Origin of the sequence: Pseudomonas sp. PIC25 (assembly GCF_002286785.1) — a bacterium.
In the GTDB taxonomy this organism is placed as follows: domain Bacteria; phylum Pseudomonadota; class Gammaproteobacteria; order Pseudomonadales; family Pseudomonadaceae; genus Pseudomonas_M.
In genome coordinates this window covers 13,805-29,798 of the sequence record NZ_MUJY01000181.1, presented here as the reverse complement: position 1 = coordinate 29,798, position 15,994 = coordinate 13,805, and the positions used below count along the sequence as shown (strand labels likewise).

General features: G+C 65.0%; 13 protein-coding genes. All 13 read left to right on the top strand.

Annotated elements, in window-relative coordinates; genetic code table 11:
- Positions 1-196: 196 nt before the first annotated feature.
- The 13 genes from BZL41_RS23915 to argR all read left to right on the top strand — a co-directional run bounded on the left by BZL41_RS23915 (position 197) and on the right by argR (position 15,639).
- Complete coding sequence (locus BZL41_RS23915; protein ID WP_095601569.1) at positions 197-1,024, top strand: MaoC family dehydratase N-terminal domain-containing protein; 828 nt, start codon at positions 197-199, stop codon at positions 1,022-1,024.
- 46 nt (positions 1,025-1,070) lie between these two features.
- Positions 1,071-2,240: an acyl-CoA dehydrogenase family protein gene (locus BZL41_RS23910; protein ID WP_095601568.1), complete on the top strand. Its 1,170-nt coding sequence runs from the start codon at positions 1,071-1,073 to the stop codon at positions 2,238-2,240.
- Positions 2,241-2,249: 9 nt separating this feature from the next.
- The gene (locus BZL41_RS23905) at positions 2,250-3,596 is read left to right on the top strand and encodes an MmgE/PrpD family protein (protein ID WP_095601567.1); all 1,347 of its coding nucleotides are present in this window, start codon (positions 2,250-2,252) and stop codon (positions 3,594-3,596) included.
- A gap of 127 nt (positions 3,597-3,723) precedes the next feature.
- A complete protein-coding gene (locus tag BZL41_RS23900; protein WP_095601566.1) occupies positions 3,724-4,923 on the top strand; it encodes a CaiB/BaiF CoA-transferase family protein in 1,200 nt (399 codons plus the stop codon).
- Between the two features lie 231 nt (positions 4,924-5,154).
- On the top strand, positions 5,155-5,982 hold the full coding sequence (locus BZL41_RS23895) for a CoA ester lyase (protein ID WP_095601565.1): 828 nt from the start codon (positions 5,155-5,157) through the stop codon (positions 5,980-5,982).
- 67 nt (positions 5,983-6,049) lie between these two features.
- The gene (locus BZL41_RS23890) at positions 6,050-7,054 is read left to right on the top strand and encodes a TRAP transporter substrate-binding protein (protein WP_095601564.1); all 1,005 of its coding nucleotides are present in this window, start codon (positions 6,050-6,052) and stop codon (positions 7,052-7,054) included.
- 329 nt (positions 7,055-7,383) lie between these two features.
- Positions 7,384-9,345, top strand: coding sequence for an acetate--CoA ligase (acs, locus tag BZL41_RS23885; RefSeq protein ID WP_095601563.1), 1,962 nt, complete (start codon positions 7,384-7,386; stop codon positions 9,343-9,345).
- Positions 9,346-10,363: 1,018 nt separating this feature from the next.
- Positions 10,364-11,137: an ABC transporter substrate-binding protein gene (locus BZL41_RS23880; RefSeq protein WP_095601562.1), complete on the top strand. Its 774-nt coding sequence runs from the start codon at positions 10,364-10,366 to the stop codon at positions 11,135-11,137.
- Positions 11,138-11,328: 191 nt separating this feature from the next.
- On the top strand, positions 11,329-12,018 hold the full coding sequence (locus BZL41_RS23875) for an ABC transporter permease (RefSeq protein ID WP_084339125.1): 690 nt from the start codon (positions 11,329-11,331) through the stop codon (positions 12,016-12,018).
- Positions 12,015-12,713 (top strand): ABC transporter permease, encoded by a 699-nt coding sequence (locus BZL41_RS23870; RefSeq protein ID WP_095601561.1) that lies wholly within the window; start codon positions 12,015-12,017, stop codon positions 12,711-12,713. The genes BZL41_RS23875 and BZL41_RS23870 overlap by 4 nt, the downstream gene beginning before the upstream one ends.
- Positions 12,714-12,723: 10 nt before the next feature.
- The gene (locus BZL41_RS23865; RefSeq protein ID WP_095601560.1) at positions 12,724-13,836 is read left to right on the top strand and encodes a succinylglutamate desuccinylase/aspartoacylase family protein; all 1,113 of its coding nucleotides are present in this window, start codon (positions 12,724-12,726) and stop codon (positions 13,834-13,836) included.
- Between the two features lie 26 nt (positions 13,837-13,862).
- Entirely contained in the window at positions 13,863-14,627 is a 765-nt protein-coding gene (locus BZL41_RS23860) for an ABC transporter ATP-binding protein (protein ID WP_095601559.1), read from the top strand.
- A 31-nt stretch (positions 14,628-14,658) separates the two neighbouring features.
- Positions 14,659-15,639, top strand: a complete 981-nt coding sequence (argR, locus tag BZL41_RS23855) for a transcriptional regulator ArgR (RefSeq protein ID WP_095601558.1) — start codon at positions 14,659-14,661, stop codon at positions 15,637-15,639.
- Positions 15,640-15,994: the final 355 nt, after the last annotated feature.

The window sequence follows — 15,994 nt, the reverse complement described above, 5'->3', positions numbered from 1 at the left end:
GGTTTTTGATCGTTCCCACGCTCCGCGTGGGCATGCAGACCGAGACGCTCCGCGTCTTCATACAGTGGGGAGCAGGACGGCCCGCTGTGCGTGGCGTTCAGCATAATCGAACGCTGGGTTAAATAAACACTGATTCCCGGAACGCGGTGCGCCTTGCATCCTTGCCGGCAGATCACAACTGCCGCGAGAGATAACCATGAGCGACGCTGCGTTCTCCGCCTGGATCGGGCTCACCGAGGAAACCCACGACACGCTGAGCGGTACCTTGCTTCAACGCATCGCCGCCACTTTCGGCGAACCGACCCCGGCGACCGGCGAGGCGCTGCCGCCGTTGTGGCACTGGTGCTTCTTTCAGGAGGCCGTGACCGAGAGCGGTCTGGGCGGCGACGGCCACCCGGCGCGCGGCGGTTTCCTGCCGCGGGCCGAGGGACGCAATCGCATGTGGGCCGGCGGGCGTTTCGAATTCTTCGAACCGCTGCGGGCCGGGGGCGAGGCCAGCCGCGTGACCACCATCCTCAATGTCGAGGAAAAGCACGGACGGACCGGCGCGCTGTTGTTCGTCACCCTGCGCCACGACTACTTCCAGAGCGGCCGGCTGGCCCTGCGCGAAGAGCAGGACATCGTCTACCGCGAACCCAGCCCGCCGAAAACCTCCAGCGGCGACCCTCTGATCGCAGGCGATTGGCGCGAGGCGGTGACGCCCAGCTCGACGCTGCTGTTCCGTTATTCGGCGGTGACCTTCAACGGCCATCGCATCCATTACGACTGGCCCTACGCCACCGAGGGCGAGGGCTACGCCGGGCTGGTAGTGCACGGCCCGCTGATCGCCACCCTCAACCTGCGTGCCTTCTGCCGTGCCAATCCGCAAGCACGCCTGCGCCACTTCGCCTATCGCGGTCTGCGCCCGCTGATTGCGCCGCAGCCGTTCGAAGTGGGCGGCCGGCTCACTGCCCCCGGCCGTGCCGAGCTGTGGGCGGGCGATCAGGCGGGCCTGGCGCAGCGGGCAGAGGTGGAATTCGAGTGAGGTGTATGGCGGGACTCGCTCTCGCTGGCAACGAGGAAGCAACGGCATGACAAATGACCATCAGAATGCAGAAGAACTCAACGCCATCCGTGACGGCGTGCGCGCCCTTTGCGCGGAGTTCCCCGCCGAATACTGGCGCAAGGTCGATGAGCAGAAAGGTTTCCCCGAAGCCTTCGTCGAAGCGCTGACCCGTGCCGGCTGGCTGGCGGCGATGATCCCGGCCGAGTACGGCGGCTCCGGCCTGGGCCTGGCGGAGGCTTCGGTGATTCTCGAGGAGGTCAACCGCTGCGGCGGCAACTCCGGCACCGTGCACGGCCAGATGTACAACATGTTCACCTTGCTGCGGAACGGCAGCGAGGCGCAGAAGCGCGAGTACCTGCCGAAGATCGCCGCTGGCGAACTGCGTCTGCAATCCATGGGCGTCACCGAGCCCACCACCGGCACCGACACCACCAGGATCAAGACCACGGCGGTGAAGAAGGGCGAGCGCTACGTCATCAACGGCCAGAAAGTGTGGATCTCGCGCATCCAGCATTCCGACCTGATGATCCTGCTGGCGCGCACCACGCCGCTGGCCGAGGTGAAGAAGAAGTCCGAGGGCATGTCGATCTTCCTCGTCGACCTGCGCGAAGCCATCGGCAATGGGCTGACCGTCCAGCCCATCGCCAACATGGTCAACCACGAGACCAACGAGCTGTTCTTCGACAACCTGGAGCTGCCGGTCGAGAGTCTGATCGGCGAGGAGGGCAAGGGCTTCCGTTACATCCTCGATGGCCTCAACGCCGAACGCACCCTGATCGCCGCCGAGTGCATCGGCGACGGCCGCTGGTTCGTCGACAAGGCCAGCCAATACGCCCGCGACCGCGTGGTGTTCGGTCGGCCCATCGGGCAGAACCAGGGTGTGCAGTTCCCCATCGCCGAGGCGCACATCGAGATCGAGGCGGCCGACCTGATGCGCTGGCGCGCCTGCCGCGAGTACGACGCCGGGCTGAATGCCGGGGCCAGCGCCAACATGGCCAAGTATCTGGCGGCCAAGGCTTCCTGGGAGGCGGCCAATGCCTGCCTGCAGACCCACGGCGGCTTCGGCTTCGCCTGCGAGTACGACGTCGAGCGCAAGTTCCGCGAGACGCGCCTGTACCAGGTGGCGCCCATCTCCACCAACCTGATCCTGTCCTACGTGGCCGAGCACTTGCTCGACTTGCCGCGCAGCTTCTGAGGAGCCCGCATGTCCCAGACGAACACCTTGGCCGCCTTCCTCGCCGCACTCCGCTACGACGACCTGCCCGAAGACGTGGTGGCCTGCACCGAGGAGCTGTTCCTCGACTGGCTCGGTTCGGCCCTGGCCGCTCGTGGCCAGCAGCCGATCCCACTGTTCGAGCGCTATGCCGAGCGCATGGGGCCGGCCGATGGCGCGGCGCGCATTCTGGTCAGCGGGCGCGGCACTTCGGCGTACTTCGCCGCCCTGGTCAACGCCGCCAGCTCGCACCTGCTGGAGCAGGACGACCTGCACAACAGCTCGGTGCTGCACCCGGCCACGGTGGTGTTTCCGGCCGCACTGGCCGCCGCGCAGGACCTGGGCAAATCCGGCCGTGAGTTGATCCTGGCGGCGGTGGCCGGCTACGAGGCGGGCATTCGCATCGGCGAATTTCTCGGCCGCTCGCACTACCGCATCTTCCACACCACGGCGACTGTAGGCACCCTGGCCGCCGCTGTCGCGGTGGGCAAGCTGATGGACTTCGACGCCGCGCGCATGCTGCACCTGCTGGGCAGTGCCGGCACCCAGGCTGCCGGGCTCTGGCAGTTCCTCCGCGACGCTGCCGACTCCAAGCAACTGCACACCGCCAAGGCCGCCGCCGATGGCCTGCTCGCCGCCTACCTGACGGCGGACGGGCTGACCGGCGCCCAGGATATTCTCGAAGGCGAGCAGGGCATGGCGGCCGGCATGTCCAGCGATGCCGACCCGAGCCGACTGGCCGACCGCCTCGGCCAGCGCTGGGCGATCCTGGAAACCTCCTTCAAGTACCACGCCTCCTGCCGCCACACCCACCCGGCCGCCGATGCGCTGCTCGACCTGATGTGGCGCGAGGGGCTGGAGGCCGAGGCCATTTCTGCCGTCACCGCCCGTGTCCACCAGGGCGCGCTCGACGTGCTCGGCCGGGTGACGGTGCCGCAGAGTGTGCACCAGGCGAAGTTCTCCATGGGGACCGTGCTTGGCCTGATCGCGGTGCACGGCAAGGCCGGACTCGCCGAGTTCCAGCGCTTCGCCCTGGGCGATCCCCGGGTGGCGGCGTTCCGCGACAAGGTGCGGATGGTCCTCGATCCCGAGGTGGACAGCGCTTACCCGGCGCGCTGGCTGGGCCGCATCGAGGTGGCCACCACCGACGGTCGCATCCTGCGCGGTGCCATCGACAGCCCCAAGGGCGACCCGGACAACGGCCTCTCACGCCTCGAACTGGAAGACAAATTCCGCCGTCTGCTGGCCTTCGGCGGCTACCACCCGGATGACGCCAGCGTGCTGATCGAGCGGGTCTGGCGCCTGCGTGGAACCGATGACTTGGGCAATCTGCTTTGACGCGAACCGAACATTCCGTGGGAGCGGATTTATCCGCGAATGCAATGTGTCAGGCAGCTTCTGCTGTGCCGGATGGCGGACATCTTCGCGGATAAATCCGCTCCTGCAAAAGGTAGGTATGAAAACAATGAACGCAAGCGAACAACGTCCCCTCGACGGCATCACCGTGGTCAGCCTGGAGCACGCCATCGCCGCGCCGTTCTGTACTCGTCAACTGGCTGACCTCGGCGCGCGGGTGATCAAGGTGGAACGCCCCGGCTCCGGCGATTTCGCCCGTGGTTACGACGAGCGGGTGAGGGGGCTGGCCTCCCATTTCGTCTGGACCAATCGTTCCAAGGAAAGCCTGACCCTCGATCTCAAGCGCGCCGAGGCCATGGCGGTACTGGAGCGCCTGCTCGGCGAGGCCGACGTGCTGGTACAGAACCTCGCACCCGGCGCGGCGGCGCGCATGGGGCTGTCCTTCGAGGCCCTGCATGAGCGCTTTCCGCGGCTGATCGTCTGTGACATTTCCGGCTACGGCGAAGGCGGCCCGTACGAGCAGAAGAAAGCCTACGACCTGCTGATCCAGAGCGAGGGTGGCTTCCTCTCCGTGACCGGCGGCCCCGGCGAGGACCAGATGGCCAAGGCCGGCTGCTCCATCGCCGATATTGCTTCCGGCATGTACGCCTACACCGGCGTGCTCTCCGCACTGATGTTGCGGGAGAAGACCGGACAGGGCAGCCGGGTGGATGTGTCCATGCTGGAAAGCCTGGTGGAGTGGATGGGCTACCCGCTGTACTACGCCTTCGACGGCGCACCGCCGCCGCCGCGCGCCGGCGCCGCCCACGCCACCATCTACCCCTACGGGCCGTTCCCCACCGGCGACGGCGGCACCGTGATGCTCGGCCTGCAGAACGAGCGCGAGTGGCAACTGTTCTGCGAGAGGGTCCTGCTGCGGCCGGAACTGGCTGGCGACGAGCGCTTCTCCGCCAATTTCAAGCGTTCGGCCAATCGCGAGGTGCTGCGGGCGCTGATCGTCGAGACCTTCGCCGGGCTCAGCGCCGAACAGGTGATCGAACGGCTGGAGGCCGCGCAGATCGCCAACGCCCATGTGAACGACATGGCCGGTGTCTGGGCGCATCCGCAATTGCAGGCACGCGACTGTTGGCGCGAGGTGGACAGCCCGTCCGGCCCGCTGCCGGCCCTGCTGCCGCCGGGACGCAACAACGCCTTCGCCCCGCGCATGGATCCGGTGCCAGCGCTGGGCCAACACACCGAATCCCTGCTCGCCGAACTGGGGTTCGCCGAGAGCGATATCCGGCAATTGCGTGAGGCCGGTGCGGTGTAGAGACGCACGGATCGCCAGCAGAGCTGGCTCCTACAGGGTTACGTGAAGGGGCAGATGCATTCGTTCGGCGGAGCCTCGCGGGCGGATAAATCCGCCCGGCGATGCATCGGCGTACGCCGGGCTATGCAGATGGCTCCTTTTGTGGGAGCGAATTCATTCGCGAACAGACATGCGGTGATATCGCGTTATCTCGGATCGATCTCGCCAACGGTTTTTTGCATAGGACACACCATGAACACCACGCTCATCCGCTCCGCCCTGTTCGTCCCGGCGACCCGGCCGGAGCGTATTCCCAAGGCCCTGGTCAGCGGTGCCGACGCGGTCATCGTCGATCTCGAAGATGCCGTGCCGGAGGCGCAGAAGGAGGAGGCGCGTGCCCATCTGGATGCGTTCCTCGCCGCCAATCCCGATGCCTGTGTGCGGGTGCGGATCAATGCCCCGGGCCACCCCGGCCAAACCGCCGATCTCGCGCTGTGCCAGCGCTATTCCGGCGTGATCGGCGTGCTGCTGCCCAAGGTGGAGAGCGTTGCCCAGACGATTGTGGCGGCGGCCTGCGGCAAGCCGGTTTGGCCGCTGGTGGAAAGCGCGGCGGGGCTGCTGGCGCTGGCGGAAATCGCCCGAAGCGTCGGTGTCGAGCGGTTGTCCTTCGGCGGTCTCGACCTCGGCCTCGACCTGGGGATTTCCAGCGGCAGCGCGGCCGCCGAACGTATCCTCGATCAGGCCCGCTACGCGCTGCTCCTGCACAGCCGCACGGCCGGGCTGGCGGCGCCGCTGGACACCGTGTTTCCCGCCATCGCCGACCACGACGGGCTCGCCGAGGCCGCGCGCAACGCTCGTGATATGGGCTTCGGCGGGCTGCTGTGCATCCACCCGAGCCAGGTCGCGGTGGTCCACGAAGCGCTGATGCCCAGCGCCGAGGAACTCGCCTGGGCACGCCGGATCATGGCCGCGAACGCTTCGGGCGACGGGGTGTTCGTGGTCGATGGGCAGATGGTCGACGCGCCGGTGATCGGCCGCGCCCGCCGCCTGCTGCAACGCGCCGGGCTCGATCCGGCATAGGGCGTTCTCGCCGCGAGGCGGCGCGCCATTCCCTTTTCAGCACTGACAAGAACAAGAGGTATGCACCATGCTGAAGTCGATATTCCGCGCACTCCTATGCGCCCTGTCGTTGTCCCTCGCCGGTCTGGCGCATGCCGAATCGGCGCCGTCCGAGCCCATCGTTATCAAGTTCTCCCACGTCGTGGCGGACAACACGCCGAAGGGGCAGGGGGCGCTGCTGTTCAAGAAGCTCGCCGAAGAGCGCCTGCCCGGACGGGTGAAGGTGGAGGTCTACCCGAACTCTCAGTTATTCGGCGACGGCAAGGAGATGGAGGCGCTGCTGCTCGGCGATGTGCACCTGCTGGCGCCGTCGCTGGCCAAGTTCGAGCAATACGCCAAGCCGATTCAGTTGTTCGATCTGCCGTTCCTGTTCGATGACCTGGGCGCCGTCGACCGCTTCCAGAAAGGCCCGCAGGGCAAGGCGCTGCTCAAGGCCATGGAGGACAAGAACATCCTCGGCCTGGCCTATTGGCACAACGGCATGCGCCAGCTCTCCGCCAACAAGCCGCTGCGCGAGCCGAAGGATGCGCGCGGCCTGAAGTTCCGCGTGCAGGCGTCGCGGGTGCTGGAGGAGCAGTTCAAGGCGGTGCGCGCCAACCCGCGCAAGATGAGCTTTGCCGAGGTCTACCAGGGTTTGCAGACCGGGGTGGTCAACGGCACCGAGAACACTTGGTCGAACTACGAGAGCCAGAAGGTCCACGAGGTGCAGAAGTACCTCACCGAATCCGACCATGGCGTTATCGACTACATGCTGATCACCAACGCGACCTTCTGGAACGGCCTGCCGGCCGACGTGCGCGACGCGCTGGAGAAGGTCGTGGACGAAGTGACCGTCGAGGTGAACCGCCAGGCCGAGGCGCTCAACCAGCAAGCCCGCGCGCGCATCGCCGCCGCCGGCACCAGCGAAATCCTCGTGCTCACCCCGGCGCAGCGTGCCGAATGGCGCGAGGCGATGAAGCCGGTGTGGCAGAAATTCGAGGGCGAGATCGGCCGCGATCTGATCGAGGCGGCACAGGCCGCCAACCGGCCCTGAGGCGTGCGTCTGGTGCGGTGAGATTTCCGGATTGCGCTGGCGCTTATCCGGGCTGCGGGTGGCGCTTGGGGCGAAGTCGTACGCATCATCGCCGGATCACGGCATGACAATTGGGCGAATGAATTCGCCCCTGCCACCCCCCGTTCTGCGTGGCCATTCTTCCCCGAGCCGACCTCGTCCTATCCGCTAGAACCAGCATGCCAGAGCCCTCGCATGGGTAACGCACGACCATGGTCGTAGACCGGTAAGACCATGGTCGAATGGTTCGCTTGCAGGGGGAGGGCTACAAAAGGCGCCATAAAAAACAACTACTCACCGAGGTGTTAGTCATGAGCGCTGCTTCCCTCTACCCCGTGCGTCCCGAGGTCGCCGCCCGGTCGCTGACCGACGAGGCCACCTACAAGGCCATGTATCAGCAGTCGGTGATCAACCCCGATGGCTTCTGGCGCGAGCAGGCGAAGCGTCTGGACTGGATCAAGCCTTTCACCAAGGTGAAGCAGACCTCGTTCGATGATCACCACGTGGATATCAAGTGGTTCGCCGACGGCACGCTGAACGTCTCCTACAACTGCCTCGACCGTCACCTGGAAGAGCGTGGCGACCAGGTGGCGATCATCTGGGAAGGCGACGATCCGTCCGAACACAAGCTCATCACCTACCGCGAACTGCACGAGCAGGTCTGCAAGTTTGCCAACGCCCTGCGCGGCCAGGACGTGCACCGTGGCGACGTGGTGACCATTTACATGCCGATGATCCCCGAAGCGGTGGTGGCCATGCTGGCCTGCGCGCGTATCGGCGCCATCCATTCCGTGGTGTTCGGCGGTTTCTCGCCGGAAGCCTTGGCCGGTCGCATCATCGACTGCCGCTCGAAGGTGGTGATCACCGCCGACGAAGGCGTGCGCGGCGGCAAGAAGACCCCGTTGAAGGAAAACGTCGACGAGGCACTGACCAACCCGGAAACCGCCAGCGTGCAGAAGATCATCGTGGTCAAGCGCACCGGTGGGAACATCAAGTGGCACGGCCATCGCGACATCTGGTACGAAGACCTGATGAAGGTCGCCGGCAGCGTCTGCGCGCCGAAGGAAATGGGCGCCGAGGAAGCGCTGTTCATCCTCTACACCTCCGGCTCCACCGGTAAGCCGAAGGGCGTGCTGCACACCTCCGCCGGCTACCTGCTGTACGCCTCGCTGACCCATGAGCGGGTGTTCGACTACCGTCCGGGCGAGGTCTACTGGTGCACCGCCGACGTGGGCTGGGTCACCGGCCACAGCTACATCGTCTACGGCCCGCTGGCCAACGGTGCGACCACCGTGCTGTTCGAAGGCGTGCCGAACTACCCGGACGTCACCCGCGTGGCCAAGGTGGTCGACAAGCACAAGGTCAACATCCTCTACACCGCACCGACCGCGATCCGCGCCATGATGGCCCAGGGCAAGGCGGCGGTGGAGGGCGCCGATGGCTCCAGCCTGCGCCTGCTCGGTTCGGTCGGCGAGCCGATCAACCCGGAAGCCTGGCAGTGGTACTACGAGACCGTCGGCCAGAGCCGCTGCCCGATCGTCGATACCTGGTGGCAGACCGAGACCGGCGGCGTCCTGATCAGCCCGCTGCCCGGCGCCACCGCGCTCAAGCCGGGTTCGGCGACCCGCCCGTTCTTCGGCGTGCAGCCGGCCCTGGTGGACAACCTGGGCAACTTGCTGGAAGGCGCCACCGAGGGCAACCTGGTGATCATCGACTCCTGGCCGGGCCAGGCGCGTACCCTGTACGGCGACCATGACCGCTTCGTCGATACCTACTTCAAGACCTTCAAGGGCATGTACTTCACCGGCGACGGTGCGCGCCGCGACGAGGATGGCTACTACTGGATCACCGGCCGCGTCGACGACGTACTGAACGTCTCCGGCCACCGCATGGGCACCGCCGAGATCGAGAGCGCCATGGTCGCCCACCCGAAAGTGGCCGAGGCCGCGGTGGTCGGCATGCCGCACGACATCAAGGGGCAGGGCATCTATGTCTACGTCACCCTGAACGCCGGCGAAGAGCCTTCCGAGGCCCTGCGTCTGGAGCTGAAACAGTGGGTCCGCAAGGAAATCGGCCCGATCGCCACGCCGGACGTGATCCAGTGGGCGCCGGGCCTGCCGAAGACCCGCTCGGGCAAGATCATGCGCCGCATCCTGCGCAAGATCGCGGTCGCCGAATACGATTCCCTCGGCGACATCTCCACCCTGGCCGATCCCAGTGTGGTGCAGCACCTTATCGACACGCATCGCAGCATGCAGGCCGCCTGCGCCTGATCAGGCTGTCTGAAGACGCCCCGCCGGTCACGAGCCGTGCGGGGCGTTTCTTTTTGGCCCTTGTCGCCAGGGGGATTTGAGTCAAACCCATTACCGAGTTCAGTAGAGGCTTCTTGTTTCGCCTCCCGGCGAGTCGCTTCTGGCTGTCGCCCCGGAAGTAACCAAGAGGGCTTGCCCCGGCATCCGAACTAGGCGTCTCCCCGCGAAGGGCCATCCCTGGCCAATCGCAGCTCTCGCGGTATCCATGCTGCTCGTCTTCCCCGGCCGGCCCCCACACGGCGATTCCGCTCGGCTTCCTGACGGGGTCTGAAGTTGGCCCCGCCTCTTCTGCAAACTTTCTGGCGATGCCAAAGCGTCGGCTCACTTCGTTACGTCAAGCAGTACGAATCCCCCTCTCCCGTTTACGGGAGAGGGGCCGGGGAGAGGGCTGTCTACGAATACGGAAGAGATTGGGTTAGACGCTTAACGCATACAAAGCTTTCTCTTTCCAGGGACCTTCCATTACTCAAAGCCTCGACCAGTAGGTCACGCTTCCCTGATTTTTATCGGCAGACGAAACGGTCTGCCGTCGTAACACCTCTCTGTAACGCTATGTGCTCCAACCGGGTGCATCGGGAACAATCGGCACCGCGATGGGGCGAAAAATGACACGGCTGGAATAAAGATAAAGACAGTGAGTACCGTTCTAGAGCGGCTATGGAATTTATGGATCACTAATTGCTAGATATACTGGTTCTGGATCATTCGCGTAATCAGTTTTTCCCTCCGCTGTCAACCTGCATCCCTGCTGCCTCCGGCGCTTTTGTAATTACTTGTCGCATTGAAGAAATATCGGCTTTGGGCCTATCGCTAGAATGCCGCTCACCCAGCCGGAACCTCTGCGCTCGTCCGTTCGGCGAAGATGGCGACGCTTTCCGGGGTCCATACTCCGCGTCGTTGCGTTGCCGCTGGACTGGAAGCGGCCTGGGCGAGTCCTATTCTGCCAATCGCTGAACCCTCATTCGAAGGAGTCATCACGATGAAAAAGATCGTACTTCTCGGCGCCATGGCGCTGTCCGTGCTGTCGCCGCTGGCGATGGCGGAAAAGCCCCTGCGCATCGGCATCGAAGCGGCCTACCCGCCCTTCGCCTACAAGACTCCCGAAGGCAAGATCACCGGCTTCGACTACGACATTGGCAATGCGCTCTGCGAAGAGATGAAAGTGGAGTGCAAGTGGATCGAGCAGGAGTTCGACGGCCTGATCCCGGCGCTGAAGGTGCGTAAGTTCGACGCGGTGCTGTCGTCGATGTCGATCACCGACGAGCGCAAGAAGTCGGTGGACTTCACCGGCAAGTACTACCACACCCCCGCCAAGCTGGCGATGAAGGCCGGTACCGAGATCAAGGACCCGCTGGTCGACCTGAAGGGCAAGAAGGTTGGCGTGCAGCGCGCCTCCATTTATGACCGCTACGCTACCGACGTCTACGTGCCGGCCGGTATCGAAGTGGTCCGCTACAGCTCGCAGAACGAAATCTTCCTCGACCTCGCCGCCGGCCGCCTCGACGCGACCTTGGCCGACGTGGTGAACATCGACGACGGTTTCCTCAAGACCGACGCAGGCAAGGGCTTCGCCCTGGTCGGCCCGGACTACACCGACACGAAGTATTTCGGCGAAGGCGTCGGTATCGCCGTACGCAAGGGCGACAAGGCCCTGGCCGACAAGATCACCGCGGCCATCGCGGCGATCCGTGCCAACGGCAAGTACAAGGAAGTCCAGGACAAGTACTTCGACTTCAACGTCTACGGCGAGTAATCGCTTTCTCCGAAAGCGGCACGACAGGGTTCGCGCAGGACGCAGCGTGAAGCGGAAGGAGGGACGATTCCTCCGGATGCGGGGCCGGAGCGGTTCGGGAGGGATCGTTCGGGGCTAACCTGACTGTTGTGCCGCTTTTTCGTTTCCGGCGCCGCCCGGTTCCCGGGGGCGCTGCATGAGGACTTGAGATCATGCTGAACGGCTATGGGTCGACCATCGTCGACGGTGCCTGGCTCACCCTGTTGTTAGCCCTGACTTCCATGGCGGTGGCCATCCTGCTCGGCCTGCTGGGCGCGGCCTTCCGTCTTTCGCCGATCAAATGGCTGGCGCTGCTCGGCGACGCCTATGCCACGGTGATCCGGGGTATTCCGGACCTGGTGCTGATCCTGCTGATCTTCTACGGCGGCCAGGACATCGTGAACCGCGTGGCACCCATGCTGGGTTACGAGGATTACATCGAGATCGATGCCTTCGCCGCCGGTGTCGGCACCCTCGGTTTCATCTTTGGCGCCTACCTCTCCGAGACGTTCCGTGGCGCCTTCATGGCGATTCCGAAAGGGCAGGGCGAGGCGGGCGCCGCCTATGGCATGAGCGGGGTCCAAGTGTTCTTCCGCATCCTGGTGCCGCAGATGATCCGCTTCGCCATCCCGGGCTTCACCAACAACTGGCTGGTGCTGACCAAGGCCACCGCGCTGATTTCGGTGGTCGGCCTGCAGGACATGATGTTCAAGGCCAAGAGCGCGGCGGATGCCACCCGCGAACCCTTCACCTTCTATCTGGCCGTGGCGGCCCTCTACCTGGTGCTGACCAGCGTTTCCCTGCTGGCCCTGCGCTTCCTGGAGAAACGCTACAGCGTTGGCGTCAAGGCGGCTGAACTATGATCCTCGACTTCTCCGTGATCTGGGAAAACCTGCCGCTGTACTTCAACGGCGTTCTGGTTACCCTCAAGCTCCTGCTGATTTCCCTGGCCGTGGGCCTGACCGTGGCGGTGCCGCTGGCGCTGATGCGGGTCTCCCGCCAACCGGCGGTGAACTTCCCGGCCTGGCTCTACACCTACGTCATTCGCGGCACGCCGATGCTGGTGCAGCTGTTCCTGATCTACTACGGACTGGCGCAGTTCGCCGCGGTGCGCGAGAGCTTCCTCTGGCCTTATTTCTCCAACGCGACCTTCTGTGCCTGCCTGGCCTTCGCCATCAATACCAGTGCCTACACCGCGGAAATTCTCGCCGGCAGCCTCAAGGCCACGCCCCATGGCGAGATCGAAGCGGCCAAGGCGGTGGGTATGTCGCGCTTCAAGCTGTACCGTCGCATCCTCCTGCCGTCCGCGCTGCGCCGTGCGTTGCCGCAGTACAGCAACGAGGTGATCATGATGCTGCACACCACCAGCCTGGCCTCCATCGTTACCCTGATCGACATCACCGGCGCGGCGCGTACCGTCAGCTCGCAGTACTACCTGCCGTTCGAGGCCTACATCACCGCGGGGGTCTTCTACCTGTGCCTGACCTTCGTGCTGGTGCGCCTGTTCAAGCGCGCCGAACGCCGCTGGCTCGGCTACATGGCGCCGCGCAAAGCCTGAGGAGCAGCCCATGCAACGCATCGATCATTGCCTGCCCTGGATGACCCTGGGCAGCGAGCGCCGTCTCAGTGTGTTCCGCTACGGCCAGGGCGAGCGCAAGGCCTACATCCAGGCCAGCCTGCACGCCGACGAGCTGCCGGGCATGCGCACCGCCTGGTCGCTCAAGCAGCGGCTCGCCGCGCTGGAGGCGCAAGGGCGCCTGAACGGCGTCATCGAATTGGTGCCGGTGGCCAACCCGATCGGTCTCGCGCAGTTCGTCCAGGGCTTGCATCACGGGCGTTTCGAACAGGCCAGCGGGAAGAACTTCAACCGTGGCTTCGTCGATCTCGAAGCGCTGGTGCGGCCGCGTATTGGTAACGCCCTGGGCGACGACGCCAGCGCCAACGTGCGCCTGATTCGCCAGGCCATGCGTGAGGTGCTGGAGGAACTGCCCGCGCCGGCCAGCGAGCTGGAAGGGCTGCAGCGCCTGTTGCTGTGCCATGCCTGCGACGCCGACGTGGTGCTCGACCTGCATTGCGATTTCGATGCGGCCATTCATCTCTACGCCTTGCCGCAGCACTGGCCGCAGTGGCGCTCCCTGGCCGCGCGGCTGGGGGCTGGCGTGGCACTGCTGGCGGAGGACTCTGGCGGCAGTTCGTTCGACGAATCCTGCTCGCTGCCCTGGCTGCGGCTGTCCCGTGCCTTCCCGCAGGCGGACATTCCGCTGGCCTGCCTGGCCACCACGGTGGAACTGGCGGGGGTGACCGACACCACGCCGGAACAGGCGGATGCCCATGCCGAGGCGATCCTCGGTTTCCTCGCCGAGCAAGGGCTGATCGCCGGCGACTGGCCGGCGGCACCGGAGAGCTGCTGCGAGGGCATGCCCTTCGAAGGGACCGAGCTGCTGTTCCCGCCGCATACCGGGGTGGTCAGCTTCCTGCGCCGGGCAGGCGAGTGGGTGGAGCGGGGCGACGCGCTGTTCCAGGTCATCGATCCGCTCGATGACCGCTGTACCACGGTGCACGCCTCGGTATCCGGTGTGCTCTTCGCCATCGAACGCCAACGCTATGCCCGGCCGGGCTACTGGCTGGCCAAGGTGGCCGGCCGCGATCCGATCCGCCAGGGTCGCCTGCTCAACGACTGATCCATTGCCTTCAGAGAATCGACACCATGTACAAACTCGAAGTCCAGGACTTGCACAAGCGCTACGGCAGCCATGAAGTGCTCAAGGGCGTCTCCCTGGCGGCCAAGGCGGGCGATGTGATCAGCATCATCGGCTCCAGTGGCTCCGGCAAGAGTACCTTCCTGCGCTGCATCAACCTGCTGGAACAGCCGCACGGCGGCAAGATTCTGCTCAATGGCGAAGAGCTGAAGCTGGTCGCCAACAAGGACGGTGCGCTCAAGGCGGCCGATCCGAAGCAGTTGCAGCGCATGCGCTCGCGCTTGTCCATGGTGTTCCAGCATTTCAACCTGTGGTCGCACATGACCGCCCTGGAAAACGTCATGGAAGCGCCGGTGCACGTGCTCGGCGTGACCAAGAAGGAGGCCCAGGAAAAGGCCGAGCACTACTTGGCCAAGGTTGGCGTGGCGCACCGCAAGGATGCCTATCCGGGGCACATGTCCGGTGGCGAGCAGCAGCGTGTGGCCATCGCCCGTGCCCTGGCGATGGAGCCGGAGGTGATGCTGTTCGACGAACCGACGTCGGCCCTCGACCCTGAACTGGTCGGCGAAGTGCTCAAGGTGATGCAGGACCTGGCGACCGAAGGCCGCACCATGGTGGTGGTCACCCATGAGATGGGCTTTGCCCGCGAGGTGTCCAACCAGCTGGTGTTCCTGCACAAGGGGTTGGTGGAAGAGCGCGGCTGTCCGAAGGAGGTGCTGGTGAATCCTCAGTCCGAGCGATTGAAGCAGTTCCTTTCCGGCAGCTTGAAGTAAGCTTCTCCCATCTCGCCTAAACTGCCCTGACATGACCTCACATCGAATCGCCTTCCTGATCTGGCCCGGCACCAAGGCAATGACCCTGGCGCTGGCCGAGGAAGCCTTGCGCGTTGCCCAGCGCGTCCACCCCGACGTGGTGTACGAACTCCTGTTTCTCCAGGCCGAGCCGGTCGCCGAGGGTGACTGGCGGCTGCCAGGCGAGCCCTGGGCGGGCAAGCTGGAGGGCTGTCAGAAGTTGTTCCTGGTTGCCGACGAGCCGCCGACCCAACTGGCGCCGGCGCTGGCCAGTGCGTTGCGCCAGGTGGTGCGTGCCGGCTGCGTGGTTGGCGGATTGTCTGCCGGCATTTATCCGCTGGCCCTGCTCGGGTTGCTCGATGGCTACCGGGCAGCGGTGCACTGGCGCTGGCAGGACGACTTCACCGAGCGCTTCCCCAAGGTGATCGCCACCAGCCATCTGTTCGACTGGGACCGCGACCGCCTGACCGCCTGTGGCGGTTTGGCCGTGCTGGACCTGCTGCTGGCGGTGCTGGCCCGCGACCACGGCGCCGAGCTGGCCGGCGCGGTGAGCGAGGAGCTGGTGGTGGAACGCATCCGCGAGGGTGGGGAGCGCCAGCGCATTCCGCTGCAGAACCGCCTTGGCTCCAGCCATCCGAAGCTGACCCAGGCCGTCTTGTTGATGGAGGCCAACATCGAGGAGCCGCTGACCACCGACGAGATTGCCCAGCACGTCTGTGTTTCCCGTCGGCAACTCGAGCGCATCTTCAAGCAGTACCTCAATCGCGTGCCCAGTCAGTACTATCTGGAGCTGCGCCTGAACAAGGCGCGGCAGATGCTGATGCAGACCAGCAAGTCGATCATCCAGATCGGGCTGTCCTGCGGGTTCAGCTCCGGTCCGCACTTCTCCAGCGCCTATCGCAATTTCTTCGGCGCGACGCCGCGGGAGGATCGCAACCAGCGGCGCAGCAACCATCCGTTCGAGCTGTCGCCTTCGTCCGTCGAACGTGGTTAATGGTCGTAAACACGGATATCTATCCGGGTTTTGTCTTTTAGAGGCCTGTTTTTTTCCGCTTGAGACGATGCTCCCGGTTGCCTTGCGGAGGCGGCGGTCGGGCCGACGTTGGTGCCGGTTGCCATCGGAGTCGTTCTGTTCAGCGTGGTTGAGGTGCGTTCAATCCGTTCCTGACCCTTGTTCGGTCCTCCGTGGCGGCTTGTCAGGGCCCGATTTTCCGCTCTTTTGCGCTGCTGCCCGGGTGGAGGGAGCGTTCTTTCGTCGTGCCTGGAAAAAGTCTCGTCGGCCCTGCGCTCCGGCCCTGTCCAATGTTTAAACTGCGCCTTCCCGACGCTTTCTGTCGCATTTGCATAAG

Coding starts and splice junctions, on each gene's coding strand:
- BZL41_RS23915 (WP_095601569.1), top strand. CDS start 197: ATGAGCGACGCTGCGTTCTCCGCCTGGATCGGGCTCACCGAGGAAACC.
- acs (WP_095601563.1), top strand. CDS start 7,384: ATGAGCGCTGCTTCCCTCTACCCCGTGCGTCCCGAGGTCGCCGCCCGG.
- BZL41_RS23865 (WP_095601560.1), top strand. CDS start 12,724: ATGCAACGCATCGATCATTGCCTGCCCTGGATGACCCTGGGCAGCGAG.
- argR (WP_095601558.1), top strand. CDS start 14,659: ATGACCTCACATCGAATCGCCTTCCTGATCTGGCCCGGCACCAAGGCA.
- BZL41_RS23890 (WP_095601564.1), top strand. CDS start 6,050: ATGCTGAAGTCGATATTCCGCGCACTCCTATGCGCCCTGTCGTTGTCC.
- BZL41_RS23875 (WP_084339125.1), top strand. CDS start 11,329: ATGCTGAACGGCTATGGGTCGACCATCGTCGACGGTGCCTGGCTCACC.
- BZL41_RS23895 (WP_095601565.1), top strand. CDS start 5,155: ATGAACACCACGCTCATCCGCTCCGCCCTGTTCGTCCCGGCGACCCGG.
- BZL41_RS23880 (WP_095601562.1), top strand. CDS start 10,364: ATGAAAAAGATCGTACTTCTCGGCGCCATGGCGCTGTCCGTGCTGTCG.
- BZL41_RS23900 (WP_095601566.1), top strand. CDS start 3,724: ATGAACGCAAGCGAACAACGTCCCCTCGACGGCATCACCGTGGTCAGC.
- BZL41_RS23870 (WP_095601561.1), top strand. CDS start 12,015: ATGATCCTCGACTTCTCCGTGATCTGGGAAAACCTGCCGCTGTACTTC.
- BZL41_RS23905 (WP_095601567.1), top strand. CDS start 2,250: ATGTCCCAGACGAACACCTTGGCCGCCTTCCTCGCCGCACTCCGCTAC.
- BZL41_RS23860 (WP_095601559.1), top strand. CDS start 13,863: ATGTACAAACTCGAAGTCCAGGACTTGCACAAGCGCTACGGCAGCCAT.
- BZL41_RS23910 (WP_095601568.1), top strand. CDS start 1,071: ATGACAAATGACCATCAGAATGCAGAAGAACTCAACGCCATCCGTGAC.